15 protein-coding genes and 2 tRNA genes are annotated in these 16,348 nt (G+C 70.0%); 12 read left to right on the top strand and 5 right to left on the bottom strand.

Annotated features, from left to right (window positions below; translation table 11 throughout):
- Window positions 1-15 precede the first annotated feature (15 nt).
- The gene (locus tag C4J65_RS10160) at window positions 16-597 is read left to right on the top strand and encodes a biotin transporter BioY (protein ID WP_115742122.1); all 582 of its coding nucleotides are present in this window, start codon (window positions 16-18) and stop codon (window positions 595-597) included.
- Between the two features lie 80 nt (window positions 598-677).
- On the opposite strand, the gene C4J65_RS10155 is transcribed toward C4J65_RS10160, so the two are convergent.
- Window positions 678-2,123 (bottom strand): amino acid permease, encoded by a 1,446-nt coding sequence (locus C4J65_RS10155; RefSeq protein ID WP_115742121.1) that lies wholly within the window; start codon window positions 2,121-2,123, stop codon window positions 678-680.
- A 208-nt stretch (window positions 2,124-2,331) separates the two neighbouring features.
- Here C4J65_RS10155 and C4J65_RS10150 point away from each other — a divergent pair, with 208 nt between their 5' ends.
- A complete protein-coding gene (locus C4J65_RS10150) occupies window positions 2,332-2,817 on the top strand; it encodes a ribose-5-phosphate isomerase (protein WP_115742120.1) in 486 nt (161 codons plus the stop codon).
- 91 nt (window positions 2,818-2,908) lie between these two features.
- Window positions 2,909-3,751: a DNA-formamidopyrimidine glycosylase family protein gene (locus C4J65_RS10145; RefSeq protein ID WP_115742119.1), complete on the top strand. Its 843-nt coding sequence runs from the start codon at window positions 2,909-2,911 to the stop codon at window positions 3,749-3,751.
- 10 nt (window positions 3,752-3,761) lie between these two features.
- Here the strand turns inward: C4J65_RS10145 and C4J65_RS10140 are convergent, their stop codons facing one another.
- Window positions 3,762-5,039, bottom strand: a complete 1,278-nt coding sequence (locus C4J65_RS10140) for a GNAT family N-acetyltransferase (RefSeq protein WP_240330395.1) — start codon at window positions 5,037-5,039, stop codon at window positions 3,762-3,764.
- 162 nt (window positions 5,040-5,201) lie between these two features.
- On the opposite strand from C4J65_RS10140, the gene C4J65_RS10135 reads away from it, so the two are divergent.
- Complete coding sequence (locus C4J65_RS10135; RefSeq protein ID WP_115742118.1) at window positions 5,202-6,389, top strand: PP2C family protein-serine/threonine phosphatase; 1,188 nt, start codon at window positions 5,202-5,204, stop codon at window positions 6,387-6,389.
- Window positions 6,390-6,424: 35 nt separating this feature from the next.
- Window positions 6,425-7,009 (top strand): HD domain-containing protein, encoded by a 585-nt coding sequence (locus tag C4J65_RS10130; RefSeq protein ID WP_346265872.1) that lies wholly within the window; start codon window positions 6,425-6,427, stop codon window positions 7,007-7,009.
- Here the strand turns inward: C4J65_RS10130 and C4J65_RS10125 are convergent.
- Window positions 7,006-8,169, bottom strand: a complete 1,164-nt coding sequence (locus C4J65_RS10125; protein ID WP_115742117.1) for an acyltransferase family protein — start codon at window positions 8,167-8,169, stop codon at window positions 7,006-7,008. The genes C4J65_RS10130 and C4J65_RS10125 overlap by 4 nt on opposite strands.
- 665 nt (window positions 8,170-8,834) lie before the next feature.
- Here C4J65_RS10125 and C4J65_RS10120 point away from each other — a divergent pair.
- Window positions 8,835-9,029, top strand: a complete 195-nt coding sequence (locus C4J65_RS10120) for a hypothetical protein (RefSeq protein ID WP_115742116.1) — start codon at window positions 8,835-8,837, stop codon at window positions 9,027-9,029.
- 820 nt (window positions 9,030-9,849) lie between these two features.
- Window positions 9,850-10,026 carry a hypothetical protein gene (locus tag C4J65_RS36550; protein WP_346265871.1) on the top strand — a complete coding sequence of 59 codons (177 nt, stop codon included), beginning with the start codon at window positions 9,850-9,852 and terminating at the stop codon, window positions 10,024-10,026.
- 66 nt (window positions 10,027-10,092) lie between these two features.
- Here C4J65_RS36550 and C4J65_RS10105 read toward each other — a convergent pair.
- A tRNA-Gly gene (locus C4J65_RS10105) sits at window positions 10,093-10,166 on the bottom strand.
- Between the two features lie 178 nt (window positions 10,167-10,344).
- On the opposite strand from C4J65_RS10105, the gene C4J65_RS10100 reads away from it, so the two are divergent.
- The 5 genes from C4J65_RS10100 (at window position 10,345) to clpX (ending at window position 15,217) form a co-directional block, all read left to right on the top strand.
- Window positions 10,345-10,421: transfer RNA gene (locus C4J65_RS10100), tRNA-Pro, on the top strand.
- 169 nt (window positions 10,422-10,590) lie between these two features.
- Window positions 10,591-12,012 (top strand): trigger factor, encoded by a 1,422-nt coding sequence (gene tig / locus C4J65_RS10095; protein ID WP_115742114.1) that lies wholly within the window; start codon window positions 10,591-10,593, stop codon window positions 12,010-12,012.
- A 357-nt stretch (window positions 12,013-12,369) separates the two neighbouring features.
- Complete coding sequence (locus C4J65_RS10090) at window positions 12,370-12,975, top strand: ATP-dependent Clp protease proteolytic subunit (protein ID WP_030186848.1); 606 nt, start codon at window positions 12,370-12,372, stop codon at window positions 12,973-12,975.
- A gap of 50 nt (window positions 12,976-13,025) precedes the next feature.
- Window positions 13,026-13,739: an ATP-dependent Clp protease proteolytic subunit gene (locus C4J65_RS10085; protein ID WP_115742113.1), complete on the top strand. Its 714-nt coding sequence runs from the start codon at window positions 13,026-13,028 to the stop codon at window positions 13,737-13,739.
- A gap of 191 nt (window positions 13,740-13,930) precedes the next feature.
- Window positions 13,931-15,217 carry an ATP-dependent Clp protease ATP-binding subunit ClpX gene (gene clpX, locus C4J65_RS10080; protein WP_003976182.1) on the top strand — a complete coding sequence of 429 codons (1,287 nt, stop codon included), beginning with the start codon at window positions 13,931-13,933 and terminating at the stop codon, window positions 15,215-15,217.
- 86 nt (window positions 15,218-15,303) lie between these two features.
- On the opposite strand, the gene C4J65_RS10075 is transcribed toward clpX, so the two are convergent.
- A complete protein-coding gene (locus tag C4J65_RS10075) occupies window positions 15,304-16,311 on the bottom strand; it encodes a hypothetical protein (RefSeq protein ID WP_115742112.1) in 1,008 nt (335 codons plus the stop codon).
- Window positions 16,312-16,348: the final 37 nt, after the last annotated feature.

Below are 16,348 nucleotides of genomic sequence, written 5' to 3'. Positions count from 1 at the left end.
CACCGCGGAGTCCCCATGAGCACCGCTGCCGTCCCCGCCCGATCCGGGCAGGTCCTCGCCGACCTCATCCCCTCCTCCCGAGTCCGGGACGTCGCGCTCGTGGCGGGCGGTGCCGTACTCACCGGCGTCGCGGCCCAGATCGCGGTGCCCGTGCCCGGCTCCCCGGTGCCGGTGACCGGCCAGACCTTCGCGGCCCTGCTCGTCGGCACCTCGCTCGGCGCCCGCCGCGGCCTGCTGTCCCTCGCGCTCTACGCCCTGGTCGGCATGGCGGGCGTCCCGTGGTTCGCCGAAGGCGGCTCCGGCACCGGCGCCCCCTCCCTCGGCTACGTCTTCGGCATGCTGCTCGCCGCCACCGCCGTCGGCGCCCTGGCCCGCCGCGGCGCCGACCGCTCGGTGCTGCGCACCGCGGGCACGATGCTGATCGGCGAGGCGATCATCTACGCCGTCGGTGTGCCGTACCTGGCCCTCGCCGCCGACATGTCCCTCACCGCCGCGATCGCGGCCGGTCTCACCCCGTTCCTGATCGGCGACGCGGTGAAGGCCGCGCTGGCGATGGGCGTCCTGCCCACCGCGTGGAAGCTGGTCGACAAGCGGTAACCGGCCGCGGACCCACGCGGAAGAGGCTCGCCGGAGCGCGACAGCGCCCCGGCGAGCCTCTTCCGTTTCCCCGCGGGGGGTCAGCCCTTCGCGGCGGCGGCCTTCCGCGACGCGGTGATCCGCTGCTTCACCAAGGCGACGGCGAGGACGAGCGCGGCGACGAGCAGCGACAGCAGCACGGTGCTGCGCCCGTCGTGCTCGGTGTCGGTCAGCATGTACCCGAGCACGAAGACGATGACCGCCGCGGCCGCCCAGGTCAGGTACGGGTACAGCCACATCCGCACCACCAGCTTCTCCGGCGCCTCGGCCTGGATGATCTTCCGCAGGCGCAGCTGCGAGAAGCAGATGGCCAGCCAGACGAAGAGGGCCACGGCGCCCGAGGAGTTGAGCAGGAAGAGGAAGACCGTGTCGGGGAACTTGTAGTTGAAGAAGACCGCGACGAAGCCGAAGACGACGGACGACAGGATCGCCGTCTGCGGCACCCCGCGCCGGGTGGTCCGGGCGAACGCCTTCGGCGCGTCCCCGCGCCGGCCGAGCGAGAAGGCCATGCGGGAAGCGGTGTAGAGCCCGGAGTTCAGGCAGGACAGCACGGACGTCAGCACGATGAAGTTCATGATCTCGCCGGCGTTCGCAATCCCGAGCGAGTCCAGCGCGGCGACGTAGGAGCCCTGGTCGACGATCGACTGCGAGTCCCAGGGCAGCAGCGTCACCACGACGAAGATGGACCCGAGGTAGAAGACGGCGATGCGCCAGATGATGCTGTTGGTCGCCTTGGTGACGGCCCGCTGCGGATCCTCGGACTCACCGGCGGCGAGCGTGGGGATCTCGCTGCCCATGAACGAGAAGACGACGAGCAGTACGCCGGTGAGAATGGCCCCGGCCCCGTGCGGCAGGAACCCGCCGTGCTCGGTCAGGTTCCCGAGCCCCGCCCGGTCGCTGTCCACGCCGGGCAGCACCCCGAAGACGGCCAGTCCGCCGACGACGATGAACGCGGCGATGGCGACGACCTTGATCCCGGCGAACCAGAACTCGAACTCGCCGTAGGAGCCGACCGAGGCGAGGTTGGTGGCGGTGAGCACGATCATCACGAGCAGTGCCCAGCCCCACTGGGGCACGGCCGGTATCCACCCCTCCAGGATCTTGGCGCCGGCGGTGGCCTCCACGGCCAGCACCACGACCCAGAAGAACCAGTAGAGCCAGCCGATGGAGAAGCCGGCCCAGGGGCCGAGCGCGCGGTCGGCATGCGCGGAGAAGGAGCCCGAGGTCGGGTTGGCGGCCGACATCTCCCCGAGCATCCGCATCACCAGCACCACGAGTGTGCCGACGAGAGCGTACGAGAGCAGGATGCCGGGTCCCGCGGTGGCGATTCCCGAACTGGAACCCACGAACAGTCCGGCCCCGATGACGCCGCCGATGGCGATCATCGAGAGATGGCGGTTCTTGAGCCCGGCCTGAAGCCCGGACCCGGATGGCGAGGGGCCCGCGGGCTCCTCCTCGGGCTTGGTCAAGGTCGGCTGCGAAGTCATGGGGGGAGGTCTTCCTTTGCGCCGGTCGAGCACTTTCCCGTACGAGCGGTGTACGAGCCGGACCAGTGAAACGGAGGCGAACGAATTCAGGAACCTTTGAATCCGGATCGTTACTTGAGCTTTTCCTGAGCTTTTAAAGTTTCACAAGTCGTTTTTCCAGTCGCGACCCGAAGCGTCCACTGCCCGGCGCGCGTGTCACACTCGACGCATGCGCGTGTATCTCGGCTCGGACCATGCGGGCTTCGAACTCAAGAACCACCTCGTCGAGTGGCTCGCGGCGGCGGGTCACGAGCCCGTCGACTGCGGTCCGCACATCTACGACGCCCAGGACGACTACCCGCCCTTCTGCCTGCGCGCCGCCGAGCGCACGGCCGCCGACCCCGACGCCCTCGGCATCGTGATCGGCGGTTCCGGCAACGGCGAGCAGATCGCGGCGAACAAGGTGAAGGGCGTGCGCGCGGCGCTGGCCTGGAGCGAGGAGACGGCGTCGCTCGGCCGCCAGCACAACGACGCCAACGTCGTCGCGGTCGGCGCCCGCATGCACACGCAGGAGGAGGCGACGAAGTTCGTCGAGACCTTCCTCGGCACCCCGTTCTCCGGCGACGAACGCCACATCCGCCGCATCGACATGCTGACGGCCTACGAGACGACGGGCGACCTTCCCCCGGTCCCGTCCCACCACCCGCAGCAGTAGCACCCCCGAACCCCCGACCCGCCCTGCCGCCCCCACCGCGTGAGCACCGGGGGCGGCACCGCCCTGCGGGCCGGGCGAAAGGACACCTCACGTGCCAGAGGGGCACACGATCCACCGGCTGGCCCAGGACTGCACCGCCGCCTTCGCCCGGACGGCAGTCCACGTCACCAGCCCCCAGGGCAAGTTCGCCGACTCGGCCGCCCTCCTCGACGGCACCGTCCTGACCACCGCCGACGCCCACGGCAAACACCTCTTCCTCGGCTTCGGCGCAGCCGGGAACGCGGCCGAGGACGCGGCCGAGGACCTCGCCTGGGTCCACATCCACCTCGGCCTCTTCGGCAAGGTCGCCTTCGGCCCGGCCCCCGCGCCCCCGCCCACGGACACCGTCCGCCTCCGCCTGGCCAACGACACCACCCACGTCGACCTCCGCGGTCCCACCACCTGCGCCCTGATCACGGACCCGGAGAAGCGGGCGATACACGACCGCCTCGGCCCCGACCCTCTGCGCCCGGACGCCGACCCCGCGGCCGCCCACCGCCGCATCTCCCGCAGCCGCACCACCATCGCCGCCCTGCTCATGGACCAGAAGGTCATCGCCGGCGTCGGCAACGTCTACCGTGCCGAGGTCCTCTTCCGCCACGGCATCGACCCGTACCGCCCCGGCAGGGACCTCACCCCCGCCGAGTGGGACACCATCTGGCAGGACCTCACCGCCCTCATGCGCGAGGGGGTACGGAACAACCGCATCGACACCGTCCGCCCCGAGCACACCCCCGAGGCCATGGGCCGACCGCCCCGCGTCGACGACCACGGCGGCGAGGTCTACGTCTACCGCCGGGCCAACCAGCCCTGCCACCTGTGCGGCGGCCCGATCCGCACCGCCGACCTCGCCGCCCGCAACCTCTTCTGGTGCCCCACCTGTCAGAAACGGTGAGGGTCCGGACTCAGAACCCGTGCGGCAGCCACGGCGCCACGTCCGACCCGAACCCCACCGACGCCGCCGCCAGCGCCCCGGCCCGCACCTCGCGCACCCGCCCGGCCGCACCCAGCGCACCCAGGCGCACACCCCCGAGGTACGCCGCGCCCAACTCCCGCACGGACAGGGCGAGATCCGCCGGGTCGGCCGTACGCTCGCAGGACGCCCCCTTCGTATCGCCGCTCAGCCGCCAACGCCCCGCGTTCCAGGGGCAGAAGGCGTCCTCGACCTCGAACACCACGTCCACCGGCGCCTGGTAGGTCCGCGCCGCCAGCGCCGCCCCCACGTCCACCAGCCGTACGTACAAGGCGTCCCGCAGCTCCGGCCGGCACCGCCGGATGTCCGTCACCTGGTACTGCCACGCCTCGTCGACCGGCCGCCCCCGCACCTCCAGCCGGGAGGTCAGGTCGACGTCGTACAGGAAGCGCCACAACGCCGCCTCGGTCGCCGGGTCGAGACCGGCCAGGTCGTCGAGGACCACCGTGCCCCCGGCCCCCTCGGGCCCCCAGGCCGGCCGCACCCGGAAGCGCGCGAACCCGGTGACCGCTCCGCCCCGCCGGGCGAGAACGCACTGCAGGGGCGAGGCGCCGTCCCGCCGGCTCTCCGGATCCAGCAGCGCCAGCCGCTCCCAGCCGGGCCGCCGGGCCAGCATCCCCGGCCGCCCCGGCACCAGCCGCGCGTACACCGCCTCGCACGCGTCGAGCACGTCCGCGGGCGCCGCGTACCGCAGCCGTACGTCATCCGTGCCGGCCGGCACCGACAGCCGGATCCGGCTCGTGTCGATCTCCGCGCTGAGCGAGAAGGTCGCGGCGCCGTACCCGAACCGGCCGTAGATCGCCGGCTCGGAGGCCGTCAGGACCGCCAGCGGCTCGCCCCAGGCCCGTACGTCGTCCAGTTGCCGCCGCATCATCGACGTCAGCACGCCCCGGCGCCGGTGCGTGGCGGCGACGCTCACCATCGTCACGCCCGCCGCGGGCACCCGCGCGCCGCCCGGCACGGTCATCCGGAAGTCGAACGCCCCCGTCGTTCCGACGCACGCCCCGTCCTCCCCGTCGCCCTCCCAGACGCCGATCGACCGGTCCACCCGCGTCAACTCCCGGAACAGCTCCAGCTCCTCGGCCGGCTCCGGTACCCCGCCGAAGGCACGGATCAGTGTCGCGTACCAGCGGTCCCACTCCTCGCGCCGCAGCACCCGCGGCTCCGTCATCGTCGTCACGCCGCCGTCATCACTCGTGGACCGTTCCATACGGCATGCGTACCAGGGCCGTACGAGTCGAGCGAGACAATTTCCGCAGGCTTGCGGCGCGGGAGCCGTTCGTGAAGTTCACTGTGAAGTCCGGCCTCGGACGGGGGACAAGTGGGACCTCCCGTGCCAAGCGGCCGGTCCGATGGATAGGGTCCCGAACTAATGGCAGCAGGACGACAGCGGCGCGCGGAGGCCGAGACGTTCGCGGCCCGGTGGAAGAAGCAGTGGCACCGGGCCCGCGTCGGCGTGCGCCGAGCCGCCGTCGACTACTTCCGCGGCGACGGCTCGGACTGGATCGCGCTCGCCGGACTCCTGCTGACGATCCCCGTCATCGCGGCCACCACGATGGCCAACTCGGTGTGGTGCTCACCCTCCGCGCTGGTCATCCCGATCGTCGCGGGCGGCCTGCTGCTGCGCCCGGCGAGCCTGCTCGGCCTGTACGCCGCGGCGGCCACCGCACTGATCGTGGAGTCGGTGCAGCTCGGCCCGTACACCGAGGGCCCCTCCCGGGTCACGCCCGGTGTGGTCCTGGTCGTCGCGGCCTGCGGCTTCTTCGGACTCCTCGTCGCCCAGTTCCGCAGCCGGGTCGGCGTGCCCTGGCGGCGCGGCGGCACCATGCTCTTCGACCTGCGCGAACGCATCCGCGTCCAGAGCAAGCTGCCCAAGCTGCCCAAGGGCTGGCACCGCGAGATGGCGCTGCGCCCGGCCGGCGGCCAGTCCTTCTCCGGCGACTTCGTCGTCGCGGCCCGTACGAACGGGGGCCGGACGCTGGAGGTCGTCCTCACCGACGTCTCGGGCAAGGGCATGGACGCCGCCTCGCGCGCCCTGCTGCTGTCGGGGGCCTTCGGCGGACTGCTGGGCAGTCTGCCCCCGCACGCCTTCCTGCCGGCCGCCAACGGCTATCTGCTCCGCCAGGACTGGGACGAGGGTTTCGCCACCTCCATCCACCTCGTCCTGGACCTCGACTCCGGCGACTACGAGCTGTACTCGGCCGGGCATCCGCCGGGCCTCCAGCTCAGCGCGGGCACCGGCCGCTGGGAGGAGAAGTCCGCCGACGGACCGCTGCTCGGCGTGTACGACGGTGCGCAGTTCGACCAGGTGAAGGGGACGCTGCGGCCCGGTGACGTGCTGATGCTGTTCACGGACGGCCTGGTGGAGACCTCCGACCGGGACATCGCCGAAGGCATCGACCGCCTCACCGGCGAGGCCGACCGCTATGTCGCGGGCGGCTTCCACGGCGCGGCCTGGCACCTGATCGAGGCCGTGGCCAAGGACGTCAACGACGACCGTGCCCTGCTGCTGATCTGCCGGGAGGGCCCGACGGCCCAGTCCGTGCCGAGCACGGACTGAGACACCCCCTCCGCACGCCCCGGCATACTGAGCCCATGCCCGACGACTCCGGTGACTCCCGCCCGCACCCGCAGTCCCGCGCACAGCGGTCCGCCACTCCGCGGTCCGCCACTCCGCGGTCCGCCACTCCGCGGTCCGTCCCGTCGCTCTCCCTGGCCCAGGTCGAGGCCACGGCCCGCGCCGCCCACGCCGGGCAGACCGACAAGGCGGGCCGGCCCTACACCGAACACCTGCGGGCCGTCGCCGAGGGTGTGCGGCGGCGCGGTGGCGACGAGCAGCAGATCGCGGCCGCCTGGCTGCACGACGCCGTCGAGGACGAGGCGCTGAGCGGGCGTTGGCTGGACGAGGCGCCGCTCAGCCGCCGTACCAAGGACATCGTCCTGGCCCTCACCAAGCGGGCGGGAGAGCCGCCCGAGGCGTACGCCGCGCGGATCCTGGCCGTGCCGGGCGCGCTGCTGGTCAAGGAGGCGGACCTCGCGCACAACGCCGACCCCGCGCGGCTCGCGGTCCTCGACGAGGCCACCCGCACACGGCTGACCGAGAAGTACGCGCGGATGCGCGCGCTTCTCGGTGGTGCCGGTCAGGGTGACGGACGCGACGCGAGCCCGGCCGGGTCCTAGACGGAGGCCCTCGCGCCGCTGCCGTCCGGCGCGGCGGGAGCGGCGGACGACTCGCCGCCCTCGGCGGCATCGTCCCGCTTGCGGCGGCCCCGGGCGGCGTCGCCGGCGTCCCGTCGGAAGGCCCAGTCCATCCTCGGTTCGACCACGTACCGCAGGACCCGCTGGACGGGCTTGGTGCACAGCAGGGTGATGACGGCGGCGCCGAGGACGGTGAGCCCGATCTCGCCGAGCGGCCGGTCCAGGAAGGGCTGCTGGAACCAGCCGGTGTAGTCGCCCTCCTTCACCAGGAAACCGTGCAGCAGGTAGCCGTAGATCGTGCCGGCGCCGAGCGCGGTGAACCACATGCGCCGACCGGGCACCCAGGCGAAGAAGCACGCGCTCAGCACCACGGAGCAGCCGAAGAGCGCGAGCGTCAGGACGGGCCCGGACCACCAGGGGGCGCTGGTGTCCTGCACGGAGGCGTTGCGGTAGAACCAGCCGGTCTCCATGCGCGGCACCGACCACCAGGCGATCACCAGCGCCGCCGCGACCACCGGCACGGACCAGATCCGCACCGAGCGGCGCCGCACCAGCTGGAAGTGCTCGGGGCGCAGCAGCAGACCCAGCACGAAGCACGGCAGGAACTGCAGCACCCGCTGCATGTTCAGGTCGTTGCCGACGGTGGGAGTCACGGAGGCCAGCGCGGCGATGCCGAGGGCGATCGGGAGCGGCCAGCGGAGCGTCTGCCAGAGGGGAGTGGTCAGCCGCCACACGAACAGCGCGCACAGGAACCACAGCAGGTAGGTGGGGTCCAGCAGGCTGATGTCGTTGCCCGGGTCCTCGCTGACGCGGCGGTGCAGCGCGTAGGCGACCTCGAAGACGACGTAGGGGACGACGACACCGGTGATCAGCCGTTTGACGCGCTTGGGGCTCAGGTCGAAACTGCGCGAGAAGTAGCCGGAGACGACGATGAACGCCGGCATGTGGAACGTGTACAGGACCCGGTAGAGGGTCTCCACGGTCCGGTTCCCGTCCAGGATCTGACCCCAGGCGTGGCCCACGCCGACCAGGACGATCGCCAGGTACTTGGCGTTGTCGAAGAACGCGTCGCGCTGCCGGCTCGGGCGGGTGCGTGGGGACGGCGACTTCCGGTCGCCGTCGGATCGCAGCGAGCTAGTCATGCAACCCCCCGCCGAAAACCCGGCGAGTAGTCACAGGACCTCGCTGCTCTGGTGGGGGACGAGGCAGCGTAGAACATCTGAGGCACCCTAGCGTCCGCCGTCGGATTCCGTAAAACGCTCGACGTCATTCCTGCATTTCGGGTCTTGGCCGTGGTGTGAGTACCGTGCGAGTACCCCGTATTCCGGGAACTCGGCCTCCCCGGACGCGGGACGGGTCCCACGCGGAGCGCCCTGCTTGTCATGACACATCATGACTGAACAGGGCATAAGACCGGCGAACGACTCCGCCAGAATGTCCGCTTCAATGCGCTTACGGGCTTCCTGGGTGATCCTGTGATCTCCCTGTGATCTCCCTGTGATGACGCTGTCGTCGCGCCCGCCGATGTGTCCGCCGCGACAATTCGAAATAGCTGCGAACGCGTTGTGTGGGCATGGAAACGAAACGGCCCGAATTCCCCGCAGGAGTGGATCGTCGAAATCATGTACGGGAGGCGACGGTGGGCCGCGCCCGCGTGCGCGGGGGAGCGTGCCGCTCACGGATCCGGCCGGACGATCTGTCACCTGCCGCATGACGGGGCCCGGTTGGTGGCACGATGGTTCTGGCGGGGGTGTGCGGTGCCGCACCTCCGGGCGGTAGTGCGGACCGACCGAGGGTGTGATCAGTTGTGGCCATTTCACTGTCAGTGGTGCTGCTCTTGGGAATCATCCTGGTGGTGCTGCTGCGGGGAGGCTCAGTCAAGGCGGGGCCGGCGGTCGTCGCGGTCCTCTTCGGCTTCTTCCTCGCCTCGACCGGCATGGCCGACGACATCCAGCGCTTCCTGGACTCGATAGCGGACACGATCAACTCGATCCAGTTCTAGGCCGCCGCCACCAGGCCCCGTGCGGTCCGGGCACCCCCGGGACCGCACAAAGGCCTCCGGCCCGGTCCCTGGGGGACCGGGCCGGAGGCCTCTCGGAGCGGGCGACGGGAATCGAACCCGCGTAGCCGGTTCGGAAGATCGCGCATGCGGATCGGGGCTGAGCTGGCGAGACGCTGACCTGCTCGTTCTCGGGAAGCTTGCCGAAGTTCCCCCTTGTTCCCCGCCGGTCGCTGCTCGATCGGGCACGTGGGGGGCATGTACGCCCTTCTCCCGCTCGTGCACGGTGCCGATGCCCGCGGGATGTCACGCTGCCTAGCGGTCCCTCAGGCGGATGGTGTCCACCTCGGTGACTCGCCCTTGCCTGAAGCGGACAAAGGTTCTTAGCCCCGCCTGCGGAGTGTCCTCATATGTCCACACCGGGACCCGGCGCCGTGGCCTGAGTAGGAGACGCAGCTCACTAAGACGCGGACGTCCGAGACTCACGACGCCGTGCGTGTACAAGCCCCGCGACTCCCTGTCGGTGGTCGTCTTATCGGGCTTTCCAAGCAGGCGCTTGACCTGACTGCGAGTCATACCCTGATCCACATCGACCTCTACGTCGGCCATTGGCCCAGAGTACTCAGCTCTAATCGGGACCGGCCCCGTTGTCACAGGACCTTCAGACCTCCGGCACCCGACCGCCCCAGCCACGGAGGGTGTCCTCCCCACTGCATGCCCGCAGCCGCCGAGCGCGCCGTAGGGAAACTCTTACCGCGCCACGCACACCGGGAACACCCTCGCCGCCTCGACCGGTGCGAGTACGCGGGAGCTGATGGCGCGCATGGGTCACAGCACCGCCCGGGCCGCGCTGATCTACCAGCACGCCAGTGCCGAGCGTGACCGGCTGATCGCCGACGCCGTGTCCGGGCTCGTCGACAAGGGCCGGAAGAAGAGTGGGAAGGGCAAGAAGAAGAAAGATCGAAAGCCCAAGGGGCACGCCGGGGACACGACCGACTGATCGGAGCCCCGGAAAGCGATCAGGGCCAGGCGGAGGAATGATCCTCTGACCTGGCCCTGAGACGTTTGGAGCGGGCGACGGGAATCGAACCCGCGTAGCCAGTTTGGAAGACTGGGGCTCTACCATTGAGCTACGCCCGCACAGCACGCGCCGCAGGTCGGTGACCGCGGCACTGCACGCATCGTAGCGGGTCGTGCCCCCTCACCGCACACCCCTCACCGCACGCCCCCTTCCGGTCCGCGCCGGACCTTCACGGACGCTCGGGAAACTCTGCGGTCCCCGGTGCCTGGCGGCATGTACCCTACGTGTCGCACCAGACGGGGTGTGGCGCAGCTTGGTAGCGCGTCCGCTTTGGGAGCGGAAGGCCGTGGGTTCAAATCCCGCCACCCCGACCACCGAGTGATCGCCGAGTGATCGCCTTTTGGGCCGTGTAGTCGCTGCCGTTACTATGCAAGCTGCACGCCCGTGTGTCATCAGCGACTGAAGTCTCCGGGCGGCGTAATTTGCCGGACACTCTCTGGTTCCGGCAGAACCCAAGAAGTCAGCCACCAAGGAGACCGAACCGTGAAGAGCGCCGTGGAGACCCTGAACCCGACCCGGGTTCGGCTCACTGTCGAGGTGCCCTTCGAGGAGCTCAAGGACAGCCTCGACGCGGCGTACAAGAAGATCAACCAGCAGGTCACGGTGAAGGGCTTCCGCAAGGGCAAGATCCCGGCCCGGGTCATCGACCAGCGGTTCGGCCGCGGTGCGGTTCTGGAGGAGGCGGTCAACGACGCGCTTCCCAAGTTCTACACCGACGCGGTCAACGAGGCCGAGCTGAACCCGCTCGGCCAGCCCGAGGTCGACATCACGGAGCTGAAGGACGGCGAGACGCTGAACTTCACCGCCGAGGTCGACATCCGCCCCTCCATCGAGATCCCGGACTACTCCGGCATCGAGGTCGAGGTCGACGCCGTCGAGGTCAGCGACGAGGACGTCGAGAAGTCGGTGGAGCAGCTGCGCGAGCGCTTCGCCTCGACCTCCCCGGTCGAGCGCGCCGCCGCGGACGGCGACGTGCTCACCATCGACCTGCAGGCCACGGTCGACGGCGAGGTCCTCGAGGACGGCGTCGCCGACGGTGTGTCCTACACCATCGGCTCCGGCGAGCTGCTGGACGGCATCGACGACGCCGTGAAGGGCCTGGAGGCCGGTGGCGAGGCCACCTTCACCTCCGAGCTCAAGGGCGGCTCGGCGGCCGGCAAGGAGGCCGAGGTCACCGTCAAGGTCACCCAGGTCGCCGCGCGCGAGCTGCCCGAGCTGGACGACGACTTCGCGCAGCTCGCGTCGGAGTTCGACACCCTGGAGGAGCTGCAGGCCGACAGCCGCAAGCGCCTCGCCAACATGAAGCAGTACGACCAGGCCACGCAGGCCCAGGAGCGCGTCCTGGACAAGCTGCTCGAGCTGGTCGAGGTCCCGGTCCCCGAGAAGCTCCTCGAGGACGAGATCAACACCCGCAAGCACAACCTCGAGCACCACCAGCTCGGCCAGATGGGCCTCGACCTCGAGAAGTACCTCGAGCTGCAGGGCAAGACCGCCGAGGAGTTCGAGACCGAGACCCGCGAGGCCGCGGTCAAGGGCATCAAGACCCAGTTCGTCCTCGACGAGCTGGTCAAGCAGGAGAAGCACAACGTCAGCCAGGAAGAGCTGACCGAGCACCTCATGCGCCGTGCCGCGTCCTCCGGCATGTCCCCCGACCAGTTCGCCCAGGCCGTCGTCGAGCAGGGCCAGGTCCCGCTCCTCGTCGGCGAGGTCGCCCGCGGCAAGGCCCTGGCCTCCGTGGTCGAGAAGGCCACGGTCAAGGACACCAACGGCGAGATCGTCGACCTGGACGACGAGGAGGACGAGGAGACGGAGGCCCCCGAGGCCGCCGCCACCGAGTCCGCCGACGCCGAGAAGGCCGACGCCGAGAAGGCCGACGACAAGGCCGAGGAGAAGACCGAGGGCTGATACCTCTCGCGTCTCCCCAGACGGACGCACAAACGGGCCCCGGACGACCATCGCCGGGGCCCGTTCGCCATACGGCCGGACGGCCCACCCGGGGGCGCGGGGCGGTGTCGACATGCGGCTCCGCCGCGTGGGCGCGACCAGCCACCCACGGACCCGCACCCGGCGACGACAGGTACCGTCACGGCGCTACGCCCCCGGCGAACACCCGCAGAACCGGGATGGCACCGCAGGGTCACCGCGTTAGGGTCCATGAATACGAGGGCAGGGGAGTCCCGGAAAGCGGCTCCAGCCCCGCAGGGAAACGTGAGACGGCCCGGCGCCGTCGTAAGACGAGCAGGTGGATACGTGACGAATCTGATGCCCTCAGCCGCCGGCGAGCCCTCCATCGGTGGCGGCCTCGGCGACCAGGTCTACAACCGACTGCTCGGCGAGCGGATCATCTTCCTCGGCCAGCCGGTCGACGACGACATTGCTAACAAGATCACCGCACAGCTGCTGCTCCTCGCGTCCGACCCGGACAAGGACATCTTCCTGTACATCAACAGCCCGGGCGGTTCGATCACGGCCGGCATGGCGATCTACGACACCATGCAGTACATCAAGAACGACGTGGTGACGATCGCGATGGGTCTCGCGGCCTCCATGGGACAGTTCCTGCTCAGCGCGGGCACCCCCGGCAAGCGCTTCGCGCTGCCGAACGCCGAGATCCTGATCCACCAGCCCTCCGCCGGCCTGGCCGGTTCGGCCTCGGACATCAAGATCCACGCCGAGCGGCTGCTGCACACCAAGCGGCGCATGGCCGAGCTGACCTCCCAGCACACCGGCCAGACGATCGAGCAGATCACCCGCGACTCGGACCGCGACCGCTGGTTCGACGCCTTCGAGGCCAAGGAGTACGGCCTCATCGACGACGTCATCGCCACGGCCGCCGGCATGCCGGGCGGCGGCGGCACGGGCGCCTGAGCCATCCTCCGCCCCGAGCCGACCGCCTCAGCCCCTTTACAGGAGACACTGTGAACGACTTCCCCGGCAGCGGCCTGTACGACCGCGCGAACGCCACGCAGGACATGCGCGCCGCCGCCTCCCAGGGCCGCTACACCGGCCCGCAGGCCGAGTCCCGCTACGTCATCCCGCGCTTCGTCGAGCGCACCTCGCAGGGCGTGCGCGAGTACGACCCGTACGCGAAGCTCTTCGAGGAGCGCGTGATCTTCCTCGGGGTCCAGATCGACGACGCCTCCGCCAACGACGTCATGGCGCAGCTGCTGTGCCTGGAGTCGATGGACCCCGACCGGGACATCTCGGTCTACATCAACAGCCCCGGCGGCTCCTTCACCGCGCTCACGGCCATCTACGACACGATGCAGTACGTGAAGCCGGACATCCAGACGGTCTGCATGGGCCAGGCCGCCTCCGCCGCCGCCGTCCTGCTGGCCGCCGGCACCCCGGGCAAGCGCATGGCGCTGCCGAACGCCCGCGTCCTGATCCACCAGCCGTACAGCGAGACCGGCCGCGGTCAGGTCTCCGACCTGGAGATCGCCGCCAACGAGATCCTCCGGATGCGCTCGCAGCTGGAGGACATGCTGGCCAAGCACTCCACCACGCCGGTCGAGAAGATCCGCGAGGACATCGAGCGCGACAAGATCCTCACGGCCGAGGACGCGCTGAGCTACGGCCTGATCGACCAGATCATCACCACCCGGAAGATGGACAACTCCTCTCTCCGCTAGGCGGGAGGCTGTATCGTCTGCCGCTCCTTGGCACGGTTTGACGCGATTCACGTCAAAGCGAACCGTGCCAAGGGGGGCCCGGACGAGGGGCCCGGCAAGGTACCGTCGGACATAAGGCAGCACCAGGAGTCCGCCCGCCGTTGACGTGACGTCGACGTCCGGGAGTCTCCCAGGCGAAGGGGAAGCACACCGTGGCACGCATCGGTGACGGCGGCGATCTGCTCAAGTGCTCGTTCTGCGGGAAGAGCCAGAAGCAGGTCAAGAAGCTCATCGCAGGGCCCGGTGTGTACATCTGCGACGAGTGCATCGACCTCTGCAACGAGATCATCGAGGAAGAGCTGGCCGAGACCAGCGAGGTGCGCTGGGAGGAGCTCCCCAAGCCCCGCGAGATCTACGAGTTCCTCGAGAGCTACGTGGTCGGCCAGGAGGCGGCCAAGAAGGCCCTCTCCGTCGCGGTGTACAACCACTACAAGCGGGTCCAGGCCGGCGAGAACGGCGGCGCCCAAGGCCGCGAGGACGCCATCGAGTTGGCGAAGTCCAACATCCTCCTGCTGGGCCCCACGGGCTCCGGCAAGACCCTCCTCGCCCAGACCCTCGCCCGCATGCTGAACGTCCCGTTCGCGATCGCCGACGCCACGGCGCTCACCGAGGCGGGGTACGTCGGCGAGGACGTCGAGAACATCCTGCTGAAGCTGATCCAGGCCGCCGACTACGACGTCAAGAAGGCCGAGACCGGGATCATCTACATCGACGAGATCGACAAGGTCGCGCGGAAGAGTGAAAACCCGTCCATCACGCGCGACGTGTCGGGCGAGGGCGTCCAGCAGGCCCTGCTGAAGATCCTGGAGGGCACCACGGCCTCCGTCCCGCCGCAGGGCGGCCGCAAGCACCCGCACCAGGAGTTCATCCAGATCGACACGACGAACGTCCTGTTCATCGTGGGCGGTGCCTTCGCGGGCCTGGAGAAGATCATCGAGGGCCGGGCCGGCGCCAAGGGCATCGGCTTCGGCGCGCAGATCCGCTCCAAGCGGGAGATCGAGTCCAAGGACCAGTTCGAGCAGGTCATGCCGGAGGACCTGGTCAAGTTCGGCATGATCCCCGAGTTCATCGGCCGGCTCCCGGTCATCACCTCGGTGCACAACCTCGACCGCGAGGCGCTCCTCCAGATCCTGGTCGAGCCGCGCAACGCGCTCGTCAAGCAGTACGAGCGCCTCTTCGAACTCGACGGCGTGGAGCTGGACTTCGAGCGCGAGGCCCTGGAGGCCATCGCCGACCAGGCCATCCTCCGCCAGACCGGCGCCCGCGGGCTGCGCGCCATCATGGAGGAAGTCCTCCAGGGCGTCATGTACGAGGTCCCCTCCCGCAAGGACGTCGCCCGCGTCGTCATCACCGCCGACGTGGTCCTCTCCAACGTCAACCCGACGCTCATCCCCCGGGATTCGCGGGGCCGGGGCCCGGGCGAGCAGAAGACGGCGTAGCCGGTCACGCACCACGCACCACGCACGCGGGAGGGGCCCGGTCGATTCCGACCGGGCCCCTCCCGCGTTGCCGTTGGACGCGCGCGTCAGGACTTGACGCGGACCTCGTCCCGCAGCTTCGACGTGATGTCGATCGCCTTCTCCTTGCCGACCCCGGTACCGGCGTTGTCGCCCGGGGAGACCATGGCGATGGTGCTGTAGTCGGCCCAGGCGCAGAACCAGTCGGTCGACTCCTTCTTGGTGAGCGCGTTGGTGGCCTTGGTCGACTGGCACTTGGCGACCGTGCCGTCGATCTCGACCTCCTCGGGCTCGCCGACCAGCTCGGCGTTCTGCATGCCGCCGGTGTCGCTGGTGGAGCTCTCCTTGACTTCCTTCTGGATGTTGGCGAAGAACTTGTCCAGGGTCGCCTGGGGGTCGTCGATCTTGCCGTAACCGCCCACCATCGTGAAGCCCTTGGCGGCCAGCAGCTCCGCCTTGTCGGGGATGGTGGACGGGTCCTGGGGGTCGTAGCCGCTGAAGTCGGCGGTCGACCACTGCCCGATCACGGCGGTGCCTTCCTTGACGCCGCTCTTCTCCATGTCCTTCGCGGTGTCGGAGTCACCGCTCTCCTGGCCCTGGACCTTCGTGTACTCGCCGAGGGCCTTCGCCGGCGTGGTCAGCTTGTGCGCGCCGTCGTCCTCCAGGCCGCCACCGGCGCCACCGCCCCCGCCGAACACGAAGTAGGCACCCACGCCGATCGCCGCCACGACGGCGACCGCGCCGATGATGAGGCCGGTCTTCTTCTTGCCGCCGCCCGGCGCCGGGGGCTGGGGCATGCCGTAGGGCTGCTGGCCGTAGGGCGGCTGCTGACCGTACGGGGGCTGCTGGCCGTAGCCGGGCTGCTGGCCGTACGGCGGAGCCTGCGGCGGTACGCCGCCCTGCTGGGGCTGCTGCGGATAGCCATAGCCCGGCTGCTGCGGGGGAGGCGTCTGCTGGGGGTAGCCGTAGCCGGGCTGGGGAGCCTGCGGCGGCTGCTGACCGTACGGGCCCGGCTGGCCGTACGGTCCGGGCTGCTGGGGCTGCCCGCCGTACGGGCCCGGCTGGTTGTGACTCATTCCTGGGTTCCCCCTCAGATGCTTTACGTGGTTCTGA

The organism is Streptomyces sp. CB09001 (genome assembly GCF_003369795.1).
Lineage (GTDB): Bacteria > Actinomycetota > Actinomycetes > Streptomycetales > Streptomycetaceae > Streptomyces.
The sequence above is the reverse complement of the archived record's forward strand: the minus strand, read 5'-3'. Positions and strand labels throughout refer to the sequence as shown.

Coding starts and splice junctions, on each gene's coding strand:
- C4J65_RS10160 (WP_115742122.1), top strand. CDS start 16: ATGAGCACCGCTGCCGTCCCCGCCCGATCCGGGCAGGTCCTCGCCGAC.
- C4J65_RS10155 (WP_115742121.1), bottom strand. CDS start 2,123: ATGACTTCGCAGCCGACCTTGACCAAGCCCGAGGAGGAGCCCGCGGGC.
- C4J65_RS10150 (WP_115742120.1), top strand. CDS start 2,332: ATGCGCGTGTATCTCGGCTCGGACCATGCGGGCTTCGAACTCAAGAAC.
- C4J65_RS10140 (WP_240330395.1), bottom strand. CDS start 5,039: ATGGAACGGTCCACGAGTGATGACGGCGGCGTGACGACGATGACGGAG.
- C4J65_RS10135 (WP_115742118.1), top strand. CDS start 5,202: ATGGCAGCAGGACGACAGCGGCGCGCGGAGGCCGAGACGTTCGCGGCC.
- C4J65_RS10130 (WP_346265872.1), top strand. CDS start 6,425: ATGCCCGACGACTCCGGTGACTCCCGCCCGCACCCGCAGTCCCGCGCA.
- C4J65_RS10125 (WP_115742117.1), bottom strand. CDS start 8,169: ATGACTAGCTCGCTGCGATCCGACGGCGACCGGAAGTCGCCGTCCCCA.
- C4J65_RS36550 (WP_346265871.1), top strand. CDS start 9,850: ATGGGTCACAGCACCGCCCGGGCCGCGCTGATCTACCAGCACGCCAGT.
- C4J65_RS10090 (WP_030186848.1), top strand. CDS start 12,370: ATGCCCTCAGCCGCCGGCGAGCCCTCCATCGGTGGCGGCCTCGGCGAC.
- C4J65_RS10075 (WP_115742112.1), bottom strand. CDS start 16,311: ATGAGTCACAACCAGCCGGGCCCGTACGGCGGGCAGCCCCAGCAGCCC.